The organism is Pseudomonas sp. NY15463, assembly GCF_048068415.1.
In the GTDB taxonomy this organism is placed as follows: Bacteria; Pseudomonadota; Gammaproteobacteria; order Pseudomonadales; family Pseudomonadaceae; genus Aquipseudomonas; species Aquipseudomonas mosselii_C.
The window spans coordinates 577,517-595,553 of sequence record NZ_JBLUQD010000001.1; the positions used below are offsets into that span (position 1 = coordinate 577,517).

13 protein-coding genes are annotated in these 18,037 nt (G+C 64.2%); 4 read left to right on the forward strand and 9 right to left on the reverse strand.

Going from position 1 to position 18,037, the window contains the following annotated elements; translation table 11 throughout:
* Window positions 1-17: 17 nt before the first annotated feature.
* From ACNFIC_RS02955 to ACNFIC_RS02975, 5 genes are all read right to left on the reverse strand, one after another.
* Window positions 18-1,034 (reverse strand): ABC transporter permease, encoded by a 1,017-nt coding sequence (locus tag ACNFIC_RS02955; RefSeq protein ID WP_138217650.1) that lies wholly within the window; start codon window positions 1,032-1,034, stop codon window positions 18-20.
* Window positions 1,034-2,092: a microcin C ABC transporter permease YejB gene (locus tag ACNFIC_RS02960; protein WP_138217651.1), complete on the reverse strand. Its 1,059-nt coding sequence runs from the start codon at window positions 2,090-2,092 to the stop codon at window positions 1,034-1,036. The genes ACNFIC_RS02955 and ACNFIC_RS02960 overlap by 1 nt, the downstream gene beginning before the upstream one ends.
* Entirely contained in the window at window positions 2,089-4,014 is a 1,926-nt protein-coding gene (locus ACNFIC_RS02965; RefSeq protein WP_416779807.1) for an extracellular solute-binding protein, read from the reverse strand. The genes ACNFIC_RS02960 and ACNFIC_RS02965 overlap by 4 nt, the downstream gene beginning before the upstream one ends.
* 13 nt (window positions 4,015-4,027) lie before the next feature.
* Window positions 4,028-4,309 (reverse strand): peptidylprolyl isomerase, encoded by a 282-nt coding sequence (locus ACNFIC_RS02970; RefSeq protein ID WP_054884552.1) that lies wholly within the window; start codon window positions 4,307-4,309, stop codon window positions 4,028-4,030.
* 80 nt (window positions 4,310-4,389) lie between these two features.
* Window positions 4,390-5,445, reverse strand: coding sequence for a 3-deoxy-7-phosphoheptulonate synthase (locus ACNFIC_RS02975; protein ID WP_138217653.1), 1,056 nt, complete (start codon window positions 5,443-5,445; stop codon window positions 4,390-4,392).
* A gap of 609 nt (window positions 5,446-6,054) precedes the next feature.
* Here ACNFIC_RS02975 and ACNFIC_RS02980 point away from each other — a divergent pair.
* The gene (locus tag ACNFIC_RS02980; RefSeq protein WP_138217654.1) at window positions 6,055-7,128 is read left to right on the forward strand and encodes a metal-dependent hydrolase; all 1,074 of its coding nucleotides are present in this window, start codon (window positions 6,055-6,057) and stop codon (window positions 7,126-7,128) included.
* Between the two features lie 85 nt (window positions 7,129-7,213).
* The gene (locus tag ACNFIC_RS02985) at window positions 7,214-8,125 is read left to right on the forward strand and encodes a LysR family transcriptional regulator (protein WP_416779809.1); all 912 of its coding nucleotides are present in this window, start codon (window positions 7,214-7,216) and stop codon (window positions 8,123-8,125) included.
* A gap of 56 nt (window positions 8,126-8,181) precedes the next feature.
* Here the strand turns inward: ACNFIC_RS02985 and ACNFIC_RS02990 are convergent, their stop codons facing one another.
* Both ACNFIC_RS02990 and ACNFIC_RS02995 read right to left on the reverse strand, forming a co-directional pair.
* Window positions 8,182-9,279, reverse strand: coding sequence for an alkene reductase (locus ACNFIC_RS02990; RefSeq protein WP_416779811.1), 1,098 nt, complete (start codon window positions 9,277-9,279; stop codon window positions 8,182-8,184).
* A 212-nt stretch (window positions 9,280-9,491) separates the two neighbouring features.
* The gene (locus ACNFIC_RS02995) at window positions 9,492-10,502 is read right to left on the reverse strand and encodes an aldo/keto reductase (RefSeq protein WP_416779813.1); all 1,011 of its coding nucleotides are present in this window, start codon (window positions 10,500-10,502) and stop codon (window positions 9,492-9,494) included.
* 254 nt (window positions 10,503-10,756) lie between these two features.
* Here ACNFIC_RS02995 and ACNFIC_RS03000 point away from each other — a divergent pair, with 254 nt between their 5' ends.
* Together ACNFIC_RS03000 and ACNFIC_RS03005 are read left to right on the forward strand one after the other, a co-directional pair.
* Window positions 10,757-11,896 (forward strand): MexC family multidrug efflux RND transporter periplasmic adaptor subunit, encoded by a 1,140-nt coding sequence (locus ACNFIC_RS03000; RefSeq protein WP_416779816.1) that lies wholly within the window; start codon window positions 10,757-10,759, stop codon window positions 11,894-11,896.
* Window positions 11,897-11,910: 14 nt separating this feature from the next.
* Entirely contained in the window at window positions 11,911-15,030 is a 3,120-nt protein-coding gene (locus tag ACNFIC_RS03005) for a multidrug efflux RND transporter permease subunit (RefSeq protein ID WP_416779818.1), read from the forward strand.
* Window positions 15,031-15,146: 116 nt separating this feature from the next.
* Here ACNFIC_RS03005 and ACNFIC_RS03010 read toward each other — a convergent pair whose 3' ends face one another.
* Both ACNFIC_RS03010 and ACNFIC_RS03015 read right to left on the reverse strand, forming a co-directional pair.
* Window positions 15,147-15,704 carry a TetR/AcrR family transcriptional regulator gene (locus tag ACNFIC_RS03010; RefSeq protein ID WP_138217660.1) on the reverse strand — a complete coding sequence of 186 codons (558 nt, stop codon included), beginning with the start codon at window positions 15,702-15,704 and terminating at the stop codon, window positions 15,147-15,149.
* Between the two features lie 244 nt (window positions 15,705-15,948).
* Window positions 15,949-17,949 (reverse strand): peptidase U32 family protein, encoded by a 2,001-nt coding sequence (locus tag ACNFIC_RS03015; protein WP_416779820.1) that lies wholly within the window; start codon window positions 17,947-17,949, stop codon window positions 15,949-15,951.
* Window positions 17,950-18,037 lie beyond the last annotated feature (88 nt).

Genomic DNA, 18,037 nt, shown 5'->3' on the forward strand with positions numbered 1-18,037 from the left:
AACGGGGGAGCAGTGATTCACCTTCTGGGGTCGAACGCCTCGCGCAGTGCCTCGCCAATGAATACCAGCAACGAGAGGATCAGCGCCAGGGCGAAAAACGCGGTAAAGCCCAGCCATGGCGCCTCCAGATGCTGCTTGCCCTGGGTTACCAGTTCGCCCAGCGAAGCACTGCCGGCCGGCAGGCCGAAGCCCAGAAAGTCCAGGGCGGTGAGGGTGGTGATTGCCCCGGTAAGCATGAACGGCACGAAGGTCAGGGTGGCGTTCATGGCATTGGGCAGGATGTGCCGCAGCATCACCTGCCCATCGCGCAACCCCAGCGCCCGCGCGGCCTTGACGTACTCCAGGTTGCGCCCGCGCAGAAACTCGGCGCGTACCACATCCACCAGAGTCAGCCACGAGAACAACGCCATGATTCCCAACAGCCACCAGAAGCTTGGCTCGACGAAGCCGGAGAGGATGATCAACAGGTACAGCACGGGCAGGCCCGACCACACCTCCAGCAACCGCTGGCCAAGCAGGTCGACCCAACCCCCGTGGTATCCCTGCAAGGCGCCGGCGACCAGGCCGATCAGCACGCTGAGCGCAGTCAGGGCGAAGGCGAACAACAATGACGTGCGGGTGCCATATAGCACCCGCGCCAGCACGTCGCGCCCTTGGTCATCGGTGCCCAGCCAGTTGCTTGCGCTGGGTGGACTTGGGGTGGGCACCTGCAAATCGTAATTGGGCGTGTCGGCACTGAATGGAATGGGCGCGAACAGCATCCAGCCGCCCTGGCCTTCAATCAGTTGGCGTACGTACTGGCTGCGGTAGTCCGGCTGGAAGGGCAGTTGTCCGCCAAACTGCTGCTCGGTGTAGCGCTTGAGCGCCGGGGTGTACAGCTCGCCCTTGTACACCAGCAGCAGCGGCTTGTCGTTGGCCACCAGTTCCGCGCCGAGGCTGAGCAGCAACAAACCGGCGAACAGCCACAGCGAAATCCAGCCGCGGCGGTTGTCACGAAAGCGCTGCAGGCGCCGACGCGCCACGGGTGAAAGCATCAGTGAGCCCTCGCGTCGAAGTCGATGCGAGGGTCCAGCAGGGTGTAGCACAGATCGCCCAGCAGGCGGATCAGCAGCCCCGCCAAGGTGAAGATGAACAGCGTGCCGAACACCACCGGATAGTCCCGTGACACCGCTGCCTCGTAGCTCATGCGCCCCAGCCCGTCGAGGGAGAAGATCACCTCGATCAGCAGCGAGCCTGCGAAGAACACCGTGATCAGTGCCTGTGGCAGCCCTGCCACCACCAGCAGCATGGCGTTGCGCATCACGTGCCCGTATAGCACCCGACGCTGGCTAAGGCCCTTGGCCTTGGCGGTGACCACGTACTGGCGGGTGATCTCATCGAGAAACGCGTTCTTGGTCAGCAGCGTGAGGGTGGCGAAACCGCCAATGACCAGGGCACCGACCGGTAGTACCAGGTGCCAGAAATAGTCGGTGATCTTGCCCAGCAAGCTGAGCTGGTCGAAATCGTCCGACACCAACCCACGTACCGGGAACCAGTTGAGCGAGGTGCCACCGGCGAACAGCACGATCAGCAGCAAGGCGAACAGGAACGAGGGCAGGGCATAGCCAATCACGATCAGCGCGCTGCTCCAGGCATCGAAGCGGCTGCCGTGATGGACCGCCTTGCGGATACCCAGCGGGATCGACACCAGGTAGGTGATCAGGGTCGCCCAGAAACCCAATGATAGCGTCACGGGCAGTTTGTCCAGGATCAGCTCGGTGACCTTGGCGCCACGGAAGAAGCTCTGGCCGAAGTCCAGCCGTGCGTACTGCCCAAGCATTAGCCACAGGCGCTCGGGCGCGGACTTGTCGAAGCCGTACTGGTGCTTGATCTCCTCGATCAGTTTGGGATCCAGGCCACGGGTGGCGCGCGACTGACCCTGCAACGCTTCGACCTTGGCGCCAGGCGCACCGCCGCCGATGCCTTGCAGGCGTGCCACTGCCTGTTCCACTGGGCCACCGGGCGCGGCCTGGACGATGACGAAATTGACCAGCAGGATCGCCAGCAGCGTGGGGATGATCAACAGCAGGCGTCGCAGGATGTAGCCGGTCATGGTGCAGCGTCCTTGAGCGCGCGCATCTGATCCGAGGTCAACGCTGTCGGGCTGACCTCCCACCAGGTATCCAGGCCTTCGTCATAAGCGGCTTGTGCCTTGGGCCGACCAAAGCGGTTCCACCATACTGTCGAGCTGCCTGGCGGGTAGTAGTTGGGAATCCAGTAGTAGTTCCATTGCAGCACCCGGTCCAGCGCATGGGCGTGGCGCAGCATGTCGGCCTGGGTGTCGGCGCGCACCAGGCCATCGAGCAAGCGGTCCACGGCCGGGTCCTGTAGCACCATCAGGTTGTTCGAGCCCGGATCGTGGGCGGCGGCCGAACCGAAATAGTTGTACAGCTCACTGCCCGGCGACAGGCTCACGTTGTAGCCGGTGACGATCATGTCGTAGTCGCGGGCCATGATCCGATTGATGTATTGGGCCGCATCGACGTTGCGGATATTCAGCTCGACGCCGATCTGCGCAAGATTGCGCTTCCACGGTAGCAGCAGACGCTCCATACCCGACTGGCCGTTGAGGAAGGTGAAGCTCAAAGGCTCGCCCTCGGCGTTCACCAGCCGGTCGCCTGCTGGGTGCCAGCCAGCAGCCTGGAGCAAGGCCAGTGCCTGTAACTGTTGGGTGCGGATGATCCCGGATCCATCGGTGACGGGCGCCGTGAAGACGCGGTTGAAGACTTCGTCTGGAACCTGGCCCCGCAGCGGTTCGAGCAGCTTGAGTTCACTGGCATCGGGGAGTGCGCGGGCCGCCAGTGGGGTGTTGGAGAACAGGCTCTGCTGGCGGATGTACATATTGCGCATCATCTGCCGGTTGCTCCATTCGAAGTCCCACAGCAGGCCGAGCGCCTGGCGTATCCGGCGATCCTTGAACAATGGCCGGTCGAGGTTGAACACGAAGCCCTGGGCCACTTGTGGCTTGGCCGGGCCAAGATGGGCACGTTGCAGGCGACCGTCATCCAGTTGCGCGCCGTTATAGCCCAGGGTGTAGGCGGTGGCGGAATACTCGCGGTTGTAGTCGTAGCCGCCGCCCTTGAGCACCTGGCGTGCCACCTCGGTGTCGCCGAAATACTCAAGGCGCAGGCGCTGGAAGTTGTAGCGACCACGGCTGACGGGCAAGTCTCGTGCCCACCACTGTGCGTCACGTTCGAAGGTGATGCTGCGCCCGTTGTCGATCCGGCTGATGCGGTAGGGGCCGCTGCCGACCGGCTTGTCGAAGCCTGCGCCACTGGCGAAGTCACGCTGCTGCCAATCGTGTTCGGGCAACACCGGCAAGCTGGCCAGGTCCAGCGCCAGGGTGCGGCCATGGGGCTGGCGAAAATCGAAGCGTATTCGTCGCGGCCCCTCTACGCTGACCCCACTGACATCGGCGAACAGCGTGCGGTACTTGAGGCTGCCCTTGCGCATCAGTAGCTCGAAGGTAAAGCGTACATCCTCGGCGCGTATCGGCCTGCCATCGGCGAAGGTGGCGCGCGGGTCGATCTCGAAACGCAGCCAGGCGTCGTCCGGGCCGCGCTCCATCGTCCGGGCGATCAGGCCGTAGACGGTGTAGGGCTCATCGAACGCGCGTACGGCCAATGGGGCATACAGCAGGCCATCGATTTCAGAAACACCGGTGCCCTTGTCGATGTAGGGCAGGATATGGTCGAACTGGCCAATGTCGGTGGCCGAGCGGCGTAAGCTACCGCCCTTCGGGGCATCTGGGTTGACGTAGTCGAAGTGGCGAAAGTTGACGGGGTAGCGCGGCGCTTCGCCGTAGACGGTGAGGGCATGGCTCGGCGCAGCCTGGGCTTGCAGCGCCAGGCACAGCAGGGCGATACAGCCGAAAACCCGTGGGAGCGGGCTCGCTCGCGAAAACGTCCGCTCAAGCGAGGTTGCGGTCGTGCCGCACGTATTCGCGGGCAAGCCCGCTCCCACAGGGGGCTTCATCGGCTGCGAAGGCTTAGTCCTGACGGCTGGTCACTTCGAGCAGGTGGTAGCCGAACTGGGTTTTAACCGGACCTTGCACGGTGTTGACCGGGGCGCTGAACACCACGGTGTCGAATTCCTTGACCATTTGGCCTGGGCCGAACGAGCCCAGGTCACCGCCCTGGCGGCTGGACGGGCAGGTGGAGTTGGCTTTGGCGATTTCGGCGAAGTCGGCACCCGCTTCGATCTGGGCTTTGAGTTCGTTGCACTTGTCTTCGGTGGCAACCAGGATGTGGCGGGCGGTAGCACGGGCCATGGAAACTGCTCCTTGAGGTGAAAAACAGCAAGCCTAGCGCACTTGTCTGGGGCATGTCTCGCAAGGCTTGCTGATTGATCCTACAAGCGTTCGGCTGCCTGACGCAGCATCTGCTCGGTCGAGTCCCAGCCCAGGCAGCCATCGGTGATCGACACGCCGTATTTCAACGCACCTTTGCCCAGGGCCTGGCAGCCGTCGAACAGGTGGCCTTCGAGCATCACGCCTACCAACGAGCGGTCACCGGCCAGGCGTTGCTGCAGCACGTCTTCGAAGACGGCCGGTTGACGGGCCGGGTCCTTGCCGCTGTTGGCGTGGCTGCAATCGACCATGATCCGTGCCGCCAGCCCCGCCTTGGCCAGCCCCTGGCGTGCCATGGCGACGCTTTGGGCGTCGTAGTTCGGGCCTTTGTGCCCGCCACGCAGTACCAGGTGGGTGTCCGGGTTGCCCAGGGTCTCGATGATCGCCGGGTAGCCCTGGGCGTCCATGCCGAAGTGGCGGTGCGGGTGGGCTGCGCTGCGCATGGCATCGCAGGCGATGCCGACGCCACCGTCGGTGCCATTCTTGAAGCCTACCGGCAGTTCCAGTCCGCTGACCATTTCGCGGTGTACCTGCGACTCGGTGGTGCGTGCGCCGATGGCTGCCCAGCCCAGCAGGTCGTCGAAGTAGCCGGCCACCATCGGTTGCAGCAGTTCTGTGGCAATCGGCAGGCCGCGCTCGAGCATGCTCAGCATCAAGCCCCGCGACAGGGCGATGCCTGCGTGCATGTCGTCGCTGCCATCGAGGTGCGGATCGTAGGCCAGGCCTTTCCAGCCCACCGTGGTGCGGGGCTTTTCCACGTAGGCGCGCATCACCAGCAGCAGCTTGTCGCTGACGTGGCGGCTGAGGGTGGCCAGCCGATCGGCATACTCCAGGGCCGAGCGCGGGTCGTGGATCGAGCACGGACCGACCACCACCAGCAGGCGTTCGTCGCGACCTTCGAGGATCGCGCGGATCGCTTGGCGGTGTGTGTGGACTTGCTGAGTGAGTTCGTTAGACATCGGCATCTGCTGCTTGAGCAGGTGCGGGCTGGGCAGGCGCTTGCTGACGGTGGTGTTGGCGGCTTGTGGCTGGGTCAGGGCGAGGTTCGAGGCGTGCATGGCTTTTTTCCCTGGGCGGACGGCGGGTACTGACCCGCGTGGTCGGCCCTATCGAGGTGTTCGACTGGTCGTCAAATTAGGTTCTTGTGCGGCAGTGCCACCGGAAATCGACCGAACGGAGGCGGCAGGCTGGCCCGAACGGGATTGGCTAAATCGCCAGGCATAGGAGGTTGCGTAGAAGTAGTTGGCGTAGTTCATGAATCTGTCCTCAAGATGAATCGTTGAAAGTGCGGGGCCCGGAAAAACAAAACCCCCGGTCGGGAGGCCGACCGGGGGTTTGAGTATTCTCGTGTTCGGCGGCCCCTCGAAAGTGGGCGCCGGTTGGGTTATCGGCGCCTAGTAGCTAAACCAATAACCAAAATAAAACGGTGCAACGGCGTTACGACCGGCAACGGCCAGCACGCGGCGCGCAGAGCGACCGGTGGGGTGGGCGTGGTTGCAGGTGTGTTTCGGCATGTTGCTCTCCAGTGAATGAGCCCGAGCTTACTGCACCTGTGCGTTGCCATTCAATGGCTTTTCTCTATGGCTGCGATAATCGATGACGCCCCTGCGTTTGCACAGCCCGCCAGGATAACGGTAGGTTTCGCCATCACGTTGCGGAACCTACCTATGGACTCTCTCACTCAAGCGGTTCTCGGCGCGGCCTTGCAAGGCACCGTGCTCGGCCGTATCCAGGGCCGTCGCTCGCTTGCCTACGGCGCGGCCCTGGGCACCTTGCCCGACCTGGACGTACTGGTTCGCTACGCGGATCCGGTGTCGCAGATGACCTTCCACCGGGGTTTCTCGCACTCGATCTTCGTGCTCACAGGCTTGGCCCTGCTGCTGGCTTGGCTGGTCGCCAAGCGCTGGCCCGACAAGGGCTACACGGCAACGCGCCTGTTCGTGGCGTTCTGGCTGGTGCTGGTTACCCACCCGCTGCTGGATTCGTTCACCGTCTACGGCACCCAGCTGTTCTGGCCGTTGCAGGTCACGCCGCAAAGCTGGGCTGCGGTGTTCATCATCGATCCGGTATACACCTTGCCGTTGTTGCTGGCCGTGCTGTATGCCGCGCTTAAGGGCCTGCGCGGACGGGCGCTGGCCGGGCTGTCCGTGGCCCTGGCGTTCAGCACGGTCTACCTGGGCTTTGGCCTGGCTGGGCGGATGGCCGCCGAGCAACGCTTCGACGTGGCCTTGGCACAACAAGGCATTACCGCCAGTGAGGTACGCGCGGTGCCTATCGCGTTCAACACACTGCTCTGGCGGGTGCTGGCCAAGACCCCGGATGGCGACTACTACGAGGGCATTAGTGGCCTGTTCGACCGTGAGCCGCCCGAGTTGCTGCGCCAACCGCGCAACCTGGCGCTGGGTAAGCGGCTCGACGGCGATGCGCTGCACGATCGGCTGCGCTGGTTCACCGACGATTGGTTGCGCTACGACGCCGTGGGCGATGCGCTGGTGGTGACTGACCTGCGCATGGGCATCCCAGGCCACTACACCTTCCGTTTTCAGATGGGCCAGCGCGATGCGACCGGGCAGTGGGTGGCGATCCAGCCGCGCGGCTGGATCGGTGGCGGCGCGGCATCGTTGTTCGATGGCGACAAGCTGTCGCTGATCTGGCGGCGTATCGTCGACCAGCAACCACCGTTGCCGCTGGCGAGCTGGGCGGCGCAGTTGGGTGGGCATGCCGCCCAGGCCAGGCCGTGAACCTTGGGTGCGGATCATTCAATAGGCCTTGCAATCGGTCGATCCGCACCCATCTAGCAGGCCTTGTCTTGCCTTGGAATTCAGCATGGAACTCAACCGCTTCGGCGATATAGCCGCCTTCGTCAGTGCCGTAAAGGCCGGCAGCTTCACCGCTGCCGCCAGTAGCCTAGGCCTGACCCGCTCGGCGGTGGGCAAGAGCATCGCCCGGCTTGAGGCGCGCATGGCGGTGCGTCTGCTCAACCGTACCACGCGCAAGCTGAGCCTGACCGACGAAGGGCAGGTGGCGTTCGAGCGCTGGCAGCAGATTCTCGATGACCTGGACGAAGTCGACACCACTATGGCCCAACGCCGGGGTAAGCCCAGCGGTACACTGCGCCTGACCGCGCCGCTGTCGTTCGGCCAACGGCATGTGCTGCCGATCCTCGACCGTTACCTCAAGCAGTGGCCCGAACTGCGCGCCGATATCCGCTTCACCGACCGCTTCGTCGATCTGGTGGAAGAGGGCGTCGACGTGGCCGTACGCATCGGCGCGCCAAAGGAAGACTCGCAGTTGCTCACCCGTACCGTGGCCTGGCAGCAGTTCGTCACCTGCGCATCGCCCGGCTATCTTGCCGTGCATGGCATACCTCAGGTCCCGGCAGACCTCTACGGCCACGACAAGATCGCGTTTCTGGTCGGCGAGAAGTCCAGCCCCTGGCGTTTTAGAACCGAGGCTGGGCTGCACCTGTGCGAGGAGCCGGGGCGGCTGAACATCGACAGCTCCGAGGCGATGCTCGAAGGCGCACGGGCTGGCTTCGGGCTGATCCACTTGCCCACCTACATCACCAGTGACGACCTACGCGCCGGCACGTTGGTGGAGGTGTTGCACGATTATCGGCCGCCGGCCGACCCGATCCGCATCGTCTACCCCAGCAAGCGGCACCTGTCACCCAGGGTGCGCGGCTTCATCGACCTGCTGGTGCACAGTTGGGAAGCCGGGGTGCCCTGGGAGCTGTAGGTCTGCGGCCAAGTCAGCACGGGCTGATCGGGCAGGCCGACGCCGATGAGCTGAATTCACGTCTGCTTGAGAAATGGGTAGTCGGTGTAGCCTTCAGCCCCATTGGCATAGTCGAATTGGGCGCGGTGTGGGTTCAGCGGCGCGTTTTGCTTGAGCCGCTCCACCAGGTCCGGGTTGGCGATGAACGCACGCCCGAACGCCACGGCATCGATCAAGCCCCGACCCAGCAGGTCTTCGGCCTTTTCGGCGGTGTAGGCGCCGGCGGCTACGATCACACCGGGGTAGGCGGCGCGGATCGCTTCGCGGAATTCGTCACGCAGCGGCTTGCCGCCAGCCCAATCGGGTTCGGACAGGTGCAGGTAGGCCAGGTTGCGCTTGGCCAGCTCGCCAATCAGGTACAGGCCGGCGGCTTCCTGGTCTTCGCCGTTATCGATGCCGTTGAAGCCACCGAGCGGGAAGATACGAATGCCGACGCGCTCGGCGCTCCACTGAGCGATGGCCGCGTCCACGGCTTCCAGTACGATGCGCGCGCGGTTTTCGACGCTACCGCCGTAGCGGTCTTCGCGCAGGTTGGCGCTCGGCGTCAGGAACTGATGCAGCAGGTAGCCGTGGGCGGCGTGCAACTCGATGAAGTCGAACCCGGCCTCGCGGGCGTTGCTGGCGGCTTGGCCGAAGTCGGCGACGATGCCGGCGATTTCAGCTTCGCTCAACGCGCGCGGGGTAGAGGTTTCCACGCGGGTCAGGTTGCGGTTTGCATCGCGCAGCGTGGTACGTGCATTGGCAGCCAGCGCCGACGGCGCGACGGGTGCTTCACCGCCTGGTTGCAGCGTGGTGTGCGAGATGCGGCCAGTGTGCCAAACCTGCACGGCGCTGTGGCCGCCAGCGGCGTGGATGCCTTCGTTGACCTGGCGCCAGCCGGCGATCTGCTCGGCAGTATGGATGCCCGGCGAGCCCGAGTAGCCCTTGGCCTGGAACGAGATCTGCGTGGCTTCGCTGATGATCAGTCCGGCACTGGCGCGCTGGGTATAGTACTCGGCCATCATCGGGGTCGGCACATCGCCCGGCTCCAGGCTGCGCAAGCGCGTCAGCGGCGCCATGAAGACTCGGTTGGGCAAGGTGAGAGGGCCGAGCTTGAGGGGTTCGAAGAGTTTCATGGAGGCTCCATCGCAAATGAATTCGAGGGGGCGCACGATACCGAGGTGATTGGGGAAAGGGGGGACCGGCATACCGGCGTCGGGCTCCCCAATGGGGAGTTTGTAGCAGCGGCCGTGTGTCGCGATGGGCTGCGTAGCGGCCCCAGGATTTGCTTAAGGGCATCCATTTTGGGGGCCGCTACGCGACCCATCGCGACACAAGGCTGAAAGCATCAACTACGCGCCAAGCGCCCGCTGACGAAGTGCGCCACGTCATTGAACCCTGGCGTCGAAGCATGCCCTGGGGTCACCAGCGAGTCGATGAAGGCTTCGTCTTCGGCGCTGATCTTCACCTCCAGGGCACCTGCGTAGGTGTCCCACTGCGCTTCGGTGCGCGGCCCGACGATGGCCGAGCTGATCAACTGGTTGTTGAGCACCCAGGCGATGGCGAACTCGACGATACCCACACCCTTGGCCTCGGTGTAGGCATGGATTTTCTGGGCGATGGCCAGCGATTCCTGGCGCCACTCCACCTCGAGGATGCGTTTATCCTGGCGCCCGGCGCGGCTGCCTGCGTCCGGTGTCGAGCCCGGTGCGTACTTGCCGCTGAGCACGCCACGCGCCAGTGGGCTGAACGGCACCACGCCCAGGCCATGAAAAGCTGCGGCAGTCAGTTGCTCGGGTTCGGCCTGGCGGTTGACGATATTGTACAGCGGCTGGCTGACCACCGGCTTTGGCACGCCCAGTTGCTCGGCCACATGGCAGATCTCGGCAATCCGCCAGCCCCGGAAGTTGCTCACCCCCCAGTAGCGGATCTTGCCTTGGGCCAGCAGGTCGCCGATGGCGCGCACGGTCTGCTCCAGCGGTACGCTGTGGTCTTCGCGGTGCAGGTAGTAGATGTCCAGGTAATCGGTGCCCATGCGCGTGAGCGTGGCGTCGAGGGCGTTGAACAGATGTTTGCGCGACAACCCGCTGCGGTTCGGCAGGCCATCCACCGGACCGTAGCCGGCCTTGGATGCGACGATCCAGTCCTGCCGATTGCGCGCCACCGCCTCGCCGACGATTTCTTCGGAACGTCCGCCGTTGTACACATCGGCGGTATCGACGAAGTTGATGCCTTGGTCCCAGGCCTTGTCGATGATGCGCAAGGCGTCCTCGGTGCTGGTCTGTTCGCCGAACATCATGCTACCAAGGGTCAGGGCTGAGACCTGCAGGCCACAGGTGCCAAGTGGACGGTATTTCATTGCCGGGAATCCTTTTCTGCCAAGCATGGGAACTCTGTGTTTTACACACAACGCGAGCCGTTTTAAAGCGTGCTGATCGGGCACCGCTGCCGCCATTGCTGCGCCCTTGACCCTGGCATGCGCTGCAACGAGCCACAGCTCGACCAGGCCATGATTACAATTGTTCACACAAATACCACCTGAGACAAAATTGACTCATCTTGGGCCCGCCCTTACCATTCGCGCCGTTCTTTATCAAAGGCTCGGGTGAAGTCATGGGCAATATGCGTGCATTTGGAATGGCCAGCGGTCTGGCGGCCGCCGTGCTGTTGGCTGGCTGCGGAGCTGCGGATGCGCCGCCGGCAGCATCTGCGGCATTGCCGGTAGAAACCGTGACGGTCACCCACGAAACCCTGGCCCTGGCATCTACGTTGCCGGGTCGGGTCGAGCCGATGCGGGTTGCCGAAGTACGCGCCCGAGTGGCCGGCATCGTCATGCGCAAAACGTTCGAAGAAGGTGCCGACGTCAAGGCCGGCGATCTGCTGTTCCAGATCGACCCAGCGCCGTTCAAGGCTGCACTGGCCCGCGCCGAGGCCGATCTGGCGCGGGCCCAGGCGGTGCAATACGAGTCCCAGGCCCGGGTGCGCCGCTACGAGCCGTTGGTGCAGATCCAGGCGGTCAGCCAACAGGACTTCGACACCGCCAGCGCCAACCTGCGCAGCGCCCAGGCTGCGGTGCGCTCGGCCCTGGCCGACGTGCAGACGGCGCGCCTGAATCTGGGCTATGCCTCGGTCACTGCACCGATCTCCGGGCGTATCGGCCGAGCCTTGGCCACCGAGGGCGCGCTGGTGGGGCAGGGCGACGCCACGCTCATGGCACGCATCCAGCAGCTTGATCCGATCTACGTCGATTTCACCCAATCAGCCGCCGATGCCTTGCGCCTGCGCCAGGCGTTCAAGGACGGCACCTTGGCCAAGGACGACGAGAAGGCGCTGACCGCCGAGGTGGAAGGCACCGAGTACCAGCGCCAGGGTGCCCTGGTGTTCACTGATGTGGCGGTGGACCGCAGCACCGGCCAGGTCACCTTGCGGGGGCGCTTCGACAACCGCGACGGCATCCTACTGCCCGGCATGTACGTGCGTGTACACACTCCGCAAGGCGTCGACCGTCAGGCGATCCTGGTGCCACAACGCGCGGTGCAGCGAGGCAGCGACGGTCAGGCTCGGGTGATGCTGGTCGGCAAAGGCAACGTGGCCGAGGCGCGCAACGTGACGACCGGGGCTATGCAGGGCGCGCGCTGGCAAATCACGCAAGGGTTGCAGAGCGGTGATCAGGTCATCGTCGGCAGCCCTGCCGGCCTGTCTGCCGGCGCTGCGGTGTCCGTGGTCCAGGCCAATCAAGCCGCGGCACGCTGAGACGAGGAAGCGTAATGTCCAGATTCTTCATCGATCGGCCGAACTTCGCCTGGGTCGTGGCGTTGTTCATCTCGCTGGCCGGACTGCTGGTGATCCCGCTGCTGCCAGTGGCTCAATACCCAAGCGTGGCTCCGCCGCAGATCACGATTAGCGCGAGCTACCCTGGGGCGTCGGCCAAGGTGCTGGTGGACTCGGTGACCAGTGTCATCGAGGAGTCGCTCAACGGTGCCAAGAACCTGCTGTACTTCGAATCGACCAACAACGCCAATGGCATGGCCGAAGTGGTCGTGACCTTCGAACCGGGCACCGACCCGGAACTGGCCCAGGTAGACGTGCAGAACCGCCTGAAGAAGGCCGAGGCGCGTCTACCCCAGGCGGTGATTACCCAAGGCCTGGAGGTGGAGCAGAGCAGTGCAGGTTTCTTGCTGATCTACGCCCTGAGCTACAAGGATGGCTACCAGCGCGCCGATACCACGCAACTGGGTGACTACGCCGCGCGCAATATCAACAACGAGTTGCGCCGGGTGTCCGGGGTGGGCAAGTTGCAGTTCTTCTCGTCCGAGGCCGCTATGCGTGTGTGGGTCGACCCGCAAAAGCTGGTGGGTTATGGCTTGTCCATCGATGACGTGGGCGCTGCCATTCGTGGGCAGAACGTACAGGTGCCGGCCGGCAGCTTTGGCGCCTCGCCAGGCAGCAGCGAGCAGGAACTGACCGCCACCCTGGCGGTGCAGGGCACCTTGGACGACCCGCAGGCGTTCGGTCGGGTAGTCCTGCGGGCCAATCCTGATGGCTCGCTGGTGCGCTTGGCGGACGTCGCGCGCCTGGAGGTGGGCCTTGAGAGCTACAACTTCGCCTCACGCCTGAACGGCCGCCCGGCGGTGGCTGGCGCGGTGCAACTGGCGCCTGGGGCGAATGCCTTGCAGACCGCCGAGCGCGTTAAGCAGCGCCTGGCCGAGCTGTCGGCGTTCTTCCCCGAAGGGGTCGAGTATTCGGTGCCTTACGACACCTCGCGCTTCGTCGACGTAGCCATCGACAAGGTCATCACCACCCTGATCGAAGCCATGGTGCTGGTGTTCCTGGTGATGTTCCTGTTCCTGCAGAACATCCGCTACACCCTGATTCCGTCCATCGTGGTGCCGGTGTGCCTGTTGGGCACGCTGGCGGTGATGAAGCTGCTGGGCTTCTCGGTGAACATGATGACCATGTTCGGCATGGTGCTGGCCATCGGCATCCTGGTCGACGATGCCATCGTGGTGGTGGAGAACGTCGAGCGGCTGATGGCCGAGGAAGGGCTGTCGCCGGTGCAGGCGACGATCAAGGCCATGGGGCAGGTGTCCGGGGCGATCATCGGCATCACCTTGGTGCTGTCGGCGGTGTTCATGCCGCTGGCGTTCATGTCCGGCTCGGTGGGGGTGATCTACCAGCAGTTCTCGCTGTCGCTGGCGGTGTCGATCCTGTTCTCCGGGTTCCTGGCCTTGACCTTCACGCCAGCGCTGTGCGCCACGCTGCTCAAGCCCGTACCCCAGGGGCATCATGAAAAGCGCGGTTTCTTCGGCGCTTTTAACCGTGGCTTTGCCCGCCTGACCGAGCGCTACGCGCTGATGAACAATGCGCTGGTGCGCCGCGCCGGACGCTGCATGCTGGTGTATGCCGGGATCCTCGCCATGCTCGGCTTCTTCTATCTGCGCTTGCCGGAGTCGTTCGTGCCGGTGGAAGACCAAGGCTACGCGATCGTCGACGTACAGTTGCCGCCGGGCGCCAGTCGGGTGCGTACCGACGCCACCGGCCAGGCCCTGGAGCAGTTTCTGATGTCCCGTGAGGCGCTGGATTCGGCGTTCGTGGTCAGCGGTTTCAGCTTCTCGGGCATGGGCGATAACGCTGCGCTGGCGTTCCCGACCTTCAAGGATTGGTCCCTGCGCGGCCCCGGGCAGTCGGCCGATGCCGAGGTACAGGCGATCAATGCGCGCTTCGCCGGGCATGGCGACGGCGCGATCATGGCGGTCAATCCGCCGCCTATCGATGGCTTGGGCAACGCCGGTGGTTTCGCCCTGCGTCTGATGGACCGTGGCGGGTTGGGCCGCGAGGCCCTGCTGGCGGCGCGTGACCAGTTGCTCGGCGCGGCCAACGGCAACCCGGTGATCCTCTACGCCATGATGGAGGGCTTGGCCGAGGCGCCGCAGCTACGCGTGCAGATCGACCGTGAGAAGGCCCGCGCCCTGGGCGTGAGCTTCGAAACCATCAGCAGCACCCTGGCCACTGCGTTTGGCTCGGCGGTGATCAACGATTTCACCAACGCGGGCAGGCAGCAGCGCGTGGTGGTGCAAGCCGAGCAGGGCGCGCGCATGACGCCGGAAAGCGTGTTGCAACTGTACGCCCCCAATAGCAGCGGTGAGCAGGTGCCGTTCAGCGCCTTCGTCACCACCCGCTGGGAAGAAGGGCCGGTGCAGATCGTGCGTTACAACGGCTATCCATCGATTCGTATCGCCGGTGACGCGGCGCCTGGTTACAGCACCGGCCAGGCCATGGCCGAGATGGAACGTCTGGCTCGTGATCTGCCACCGGGCATCGGCTATGCCTGGACCGGGCTTTCCTACCAGGAGCAAGTCTCCAGCGGCCAGGCCACACACCTGTTTGGTCTGGCGATCCTGGTGGTGTTCCTACTGTTGGTGGCGCTGTACGAAAGCTGGGCGATCCCGGTGACGGTGATGCTGATCGTGCCAATCGGCGCGCTGGGCGCTGTGTTGGCGGTGATGGTGGCGGGCATGCCCAACGATGTGTACTTCAAGGTGGGCTTGATCACCATCATTGGTTTGGCGGCGAAGAACGCGATCTTGATCGTCGAGTTCGCCAAGGAGCTGTGGGAGAAGGGCTACAGCCTGCGTGACGCTGCCTTGGAGGCTGCGCGGCTACGCTTCAGACCGATCGTGATGACCTCGATGGCGTTCATCCTGGGCGTCGTGCCCCTGGCTATCGCCAGTGGCGCCGGGGCGGCCAGCCAACGTGCCATCGGCACTGGGGTAATCGGCGGCATGCTCAGCGCCACGCTGCTGGGGGTGGTGTTCGTGCCGATTTGTTTCGTCTGGGTGCTGTCGCGGCTCAAGCGCACGCCCAAAACGGTGGCCGCCGAGGCCTGAAGGCTCCTTTGGTTGGACGATCCAGCCGTTCGGCCCTGGACGTGTGTTCAGGGGCCTTTTTTGTTTGGCTGACGGGGCGCGAAGCGGCGCCGGCGAGGGATGGGTTAGCCGCGATGTCAGGCCTGGAGCAACGCGCCGCGCAGGAACAACTGCTCCAACGTCTGTGCCGAGTTGGCGCTGGCGGCCCGGCCACGGCGCTCGGCGTCGACCATGCCGTAGATCATGCTCAGGAACATTTCGGTGAACACCGCCGCACTGATATCGATACGCAGCGCCCCCGCTTGTTGGGCGCGCAAGAAGAACGCATCCATGGCCTGGGTGTAGGCCAGCCAGCGGCGGTCCTCGCCCTCGCCGAGCAGGGTGTCGGGACGGTACTGGAACATCAGGAAGACCAGCATTTCGCGGTGCTTGAGGTGTTCGCCGATCAAGTGGCGCAGAGCTGCCAGAGGCTCGGCTGCGTCCAGCGTCGCGTCGTGGATCACTTGGTTGAGTACCCGTTCGCCGTGGTTTTCGAGCATTGCCACCAGGTTGTCACGGGTGCCGCAATAGCGGTGCAGGGTGGCCTTGCTGACACCTGCGGCTTCGGCCAATTCCTTCAGCGTTGCGCGCGGGTGGACCACGATGGCGTGGGCCAGGGCCTTGAGCAGGCGTTCGTCGTGGGCAGTAGGTTGCATCAGGGCCTCGCAAGGGTCGCAAGCTTGGCATTGTGCAGCAAATGAGGAGAGGATCAAGCCTTTACGGCTCGTTTGAGACTTTTATGTGTCGTTAGTGCGGCTGATGCCGCGCAGCCTGTTTCGGGGTAGGCCTGCATTCCGGCAGGCCCGCCCCTGAATCCAGCGCCGCCCCCTGTAGGAGCGGCCTAGCCGGTGCCATCCACCGCGCCCTCTACTTCACGGTGGTCCGGCAAGCCCACAGGCTTCAATGCGGCGCGCGGGGGATGGTCTTGAGCAGGTCTTCCGGGCTGATGTGTCCGACCACCTGGGCCACTGCGCTACCTGGGGTCGGCAAGTCGATGATGTGGCTCTTCATCTTGCCGATCACGTGCATTTCGCAGGGTTTGCAGTCGAACTTGAGGGTCAGCACCTCATCACCCTGGATCAACTGCATCGGCGCGACCTTGGTGCGCACGCCGGTCACGCCCTTGGCCTGCTTAGGGCATAGGTTGAACGAGAAACGCAGGCAGTGCTTGGTGATCATCACCGGTACTTCGCCGTGCTCTTCGTGGGCCTCGTAGGCGGCGTCGATCAACTGCACACCATGCCGGTGGTAGAAATCGCGGGCCTTCTGGTTGTAAACGTTGGCCAGGAACGACAGGTGCGACTCGGGGTACACCGGTGGCGGGCTGGTCTCGGCCTTGCGCGTACCACGCGGGTGGGCCTTGATCCGCGCTTCGGTCAGCGCCTCGATGGCTTCGCGGCGCAGGGCCTTGAGCTGCGAATTGGGGATGAAGTACGCCTGCGGTGCATCCAGCTCGATGGCGTTGGCGTGGTACATCGTGGTGCCCAACTGACCGAGCAGGTCGTGCAACTGATCCAGCGCCTGCTGTGGCTTGTTGGCCACGCCGAACGGACCGTCCAGCGCCACCTGCACGCTCACACCTTCTTCACTGCTGGCGGTCAGCATCAGGCGCTGCTCGCGTAGTACGGCGTGCCACTCGATACCCACCCGGCGCTCGGCCGAAGTGCGCTGCAGGGCTTGCTGCCAATTGTGGTCGAGGTTGCGCGACAGCGGGTGGTTGGGCCGCAGCTTGTGCAGGCCCTCGGGCATTTCGTTGGGCTCGACCCGGTAGCGGTAGCGCTTCTGGCCGTCTTCCTCGGACTCACTCTTTAGCTCGGCGATGTTGGCGCGAAAGCCCACCACCTCACGCTTGACCAACACGTTGAGGCCATCGCCGTTGGTCAACGGTACGTCAGTGGTCACCAGCAGGTCACGCTTACCGACTTTCTCCACCACGCCCACCGGCAGGCCGGTGAAGGTCGGCGAGTCGAACGCGCCGATGTCGATCTTGCGGTCGCTGACGAAGTAGTCGGTGCTGCCGCGGTGGAAGGTCTTGTCAGGATCCGGCACGAAGAAGTGCTCGGTACGGCCGCTGGAGGCGCGGGCCAGGTCCGGGCGGTCTTCGAGGATCGCGTCGAGTTCCTTGCGGTAGTGGGCAGTGATGTTTTTCACATAGCCCACATCCTTGTAGCGTCCTTCGATCTTGAACGAGCGCACGCCAGCATCCACCAGGTCACGCAGGTTGGCGGTCTGGTTATTGTCCTTCATCGACAGCAGGTGCTTCTCAAAGGCCACCACGCGGCCTTGGTCGTCCTTGAGGGTGTACGGCAGGCGGCAGGCCTGGGAGCAGTCTCCACGGTTGGCGCTGCGCCCGGTCTGGGCGTGGGAAATGTTGCACTGGCCGGAGAACGCCACGCACAGCGCGCCATGGATGAAGAACTCGATGGCCGCGTCGGTTTCGGCGGCGATGGCGCGGATCTGCTGCAGGTTCAGCTCACGTGCCAATACCAGTTGCGAGAAGCCCGCCTGGTCGAGGAACTTGGCCCGCTCCAGGGTACGGATGTCGGTCTGGGTGCTGGCGTGCAGCTCGATTGGCGGGATGTCCAGCTCCATCACCCCCAGGTCCTGCACGATCAGCGCATCGACGCCTGCATCGTAGAGCTGGTGGATCAGCTTGCGCGCCGGCTCCAGCTCGTTGTCGTGAAGGATGGTGTTGATGGTGGTGAAGACGCGGGCATGGTAACGCCGGGCGAACTCGACCAGCTCGGCGATATCGCCGACTTCGTTGCAGGCGTTGTGGCGCGCGCCGAAGCTCGGGCCGCCGATATAGATGGCATCCGCGCCATGCAGGATCGCCTCGCGGGCGATGCTCACGTCACGCGCAGGGCTGAGCAGTTCCAGGTGATTCTTTGGAAGGGACATGTCGTTATAGGTTTCGGGCTGTCACGGTAAGGCGGGCATTGTAGCGGTGAAATGGCTCGCAGGGCAGCGGTACGTGCGAACCATAGGG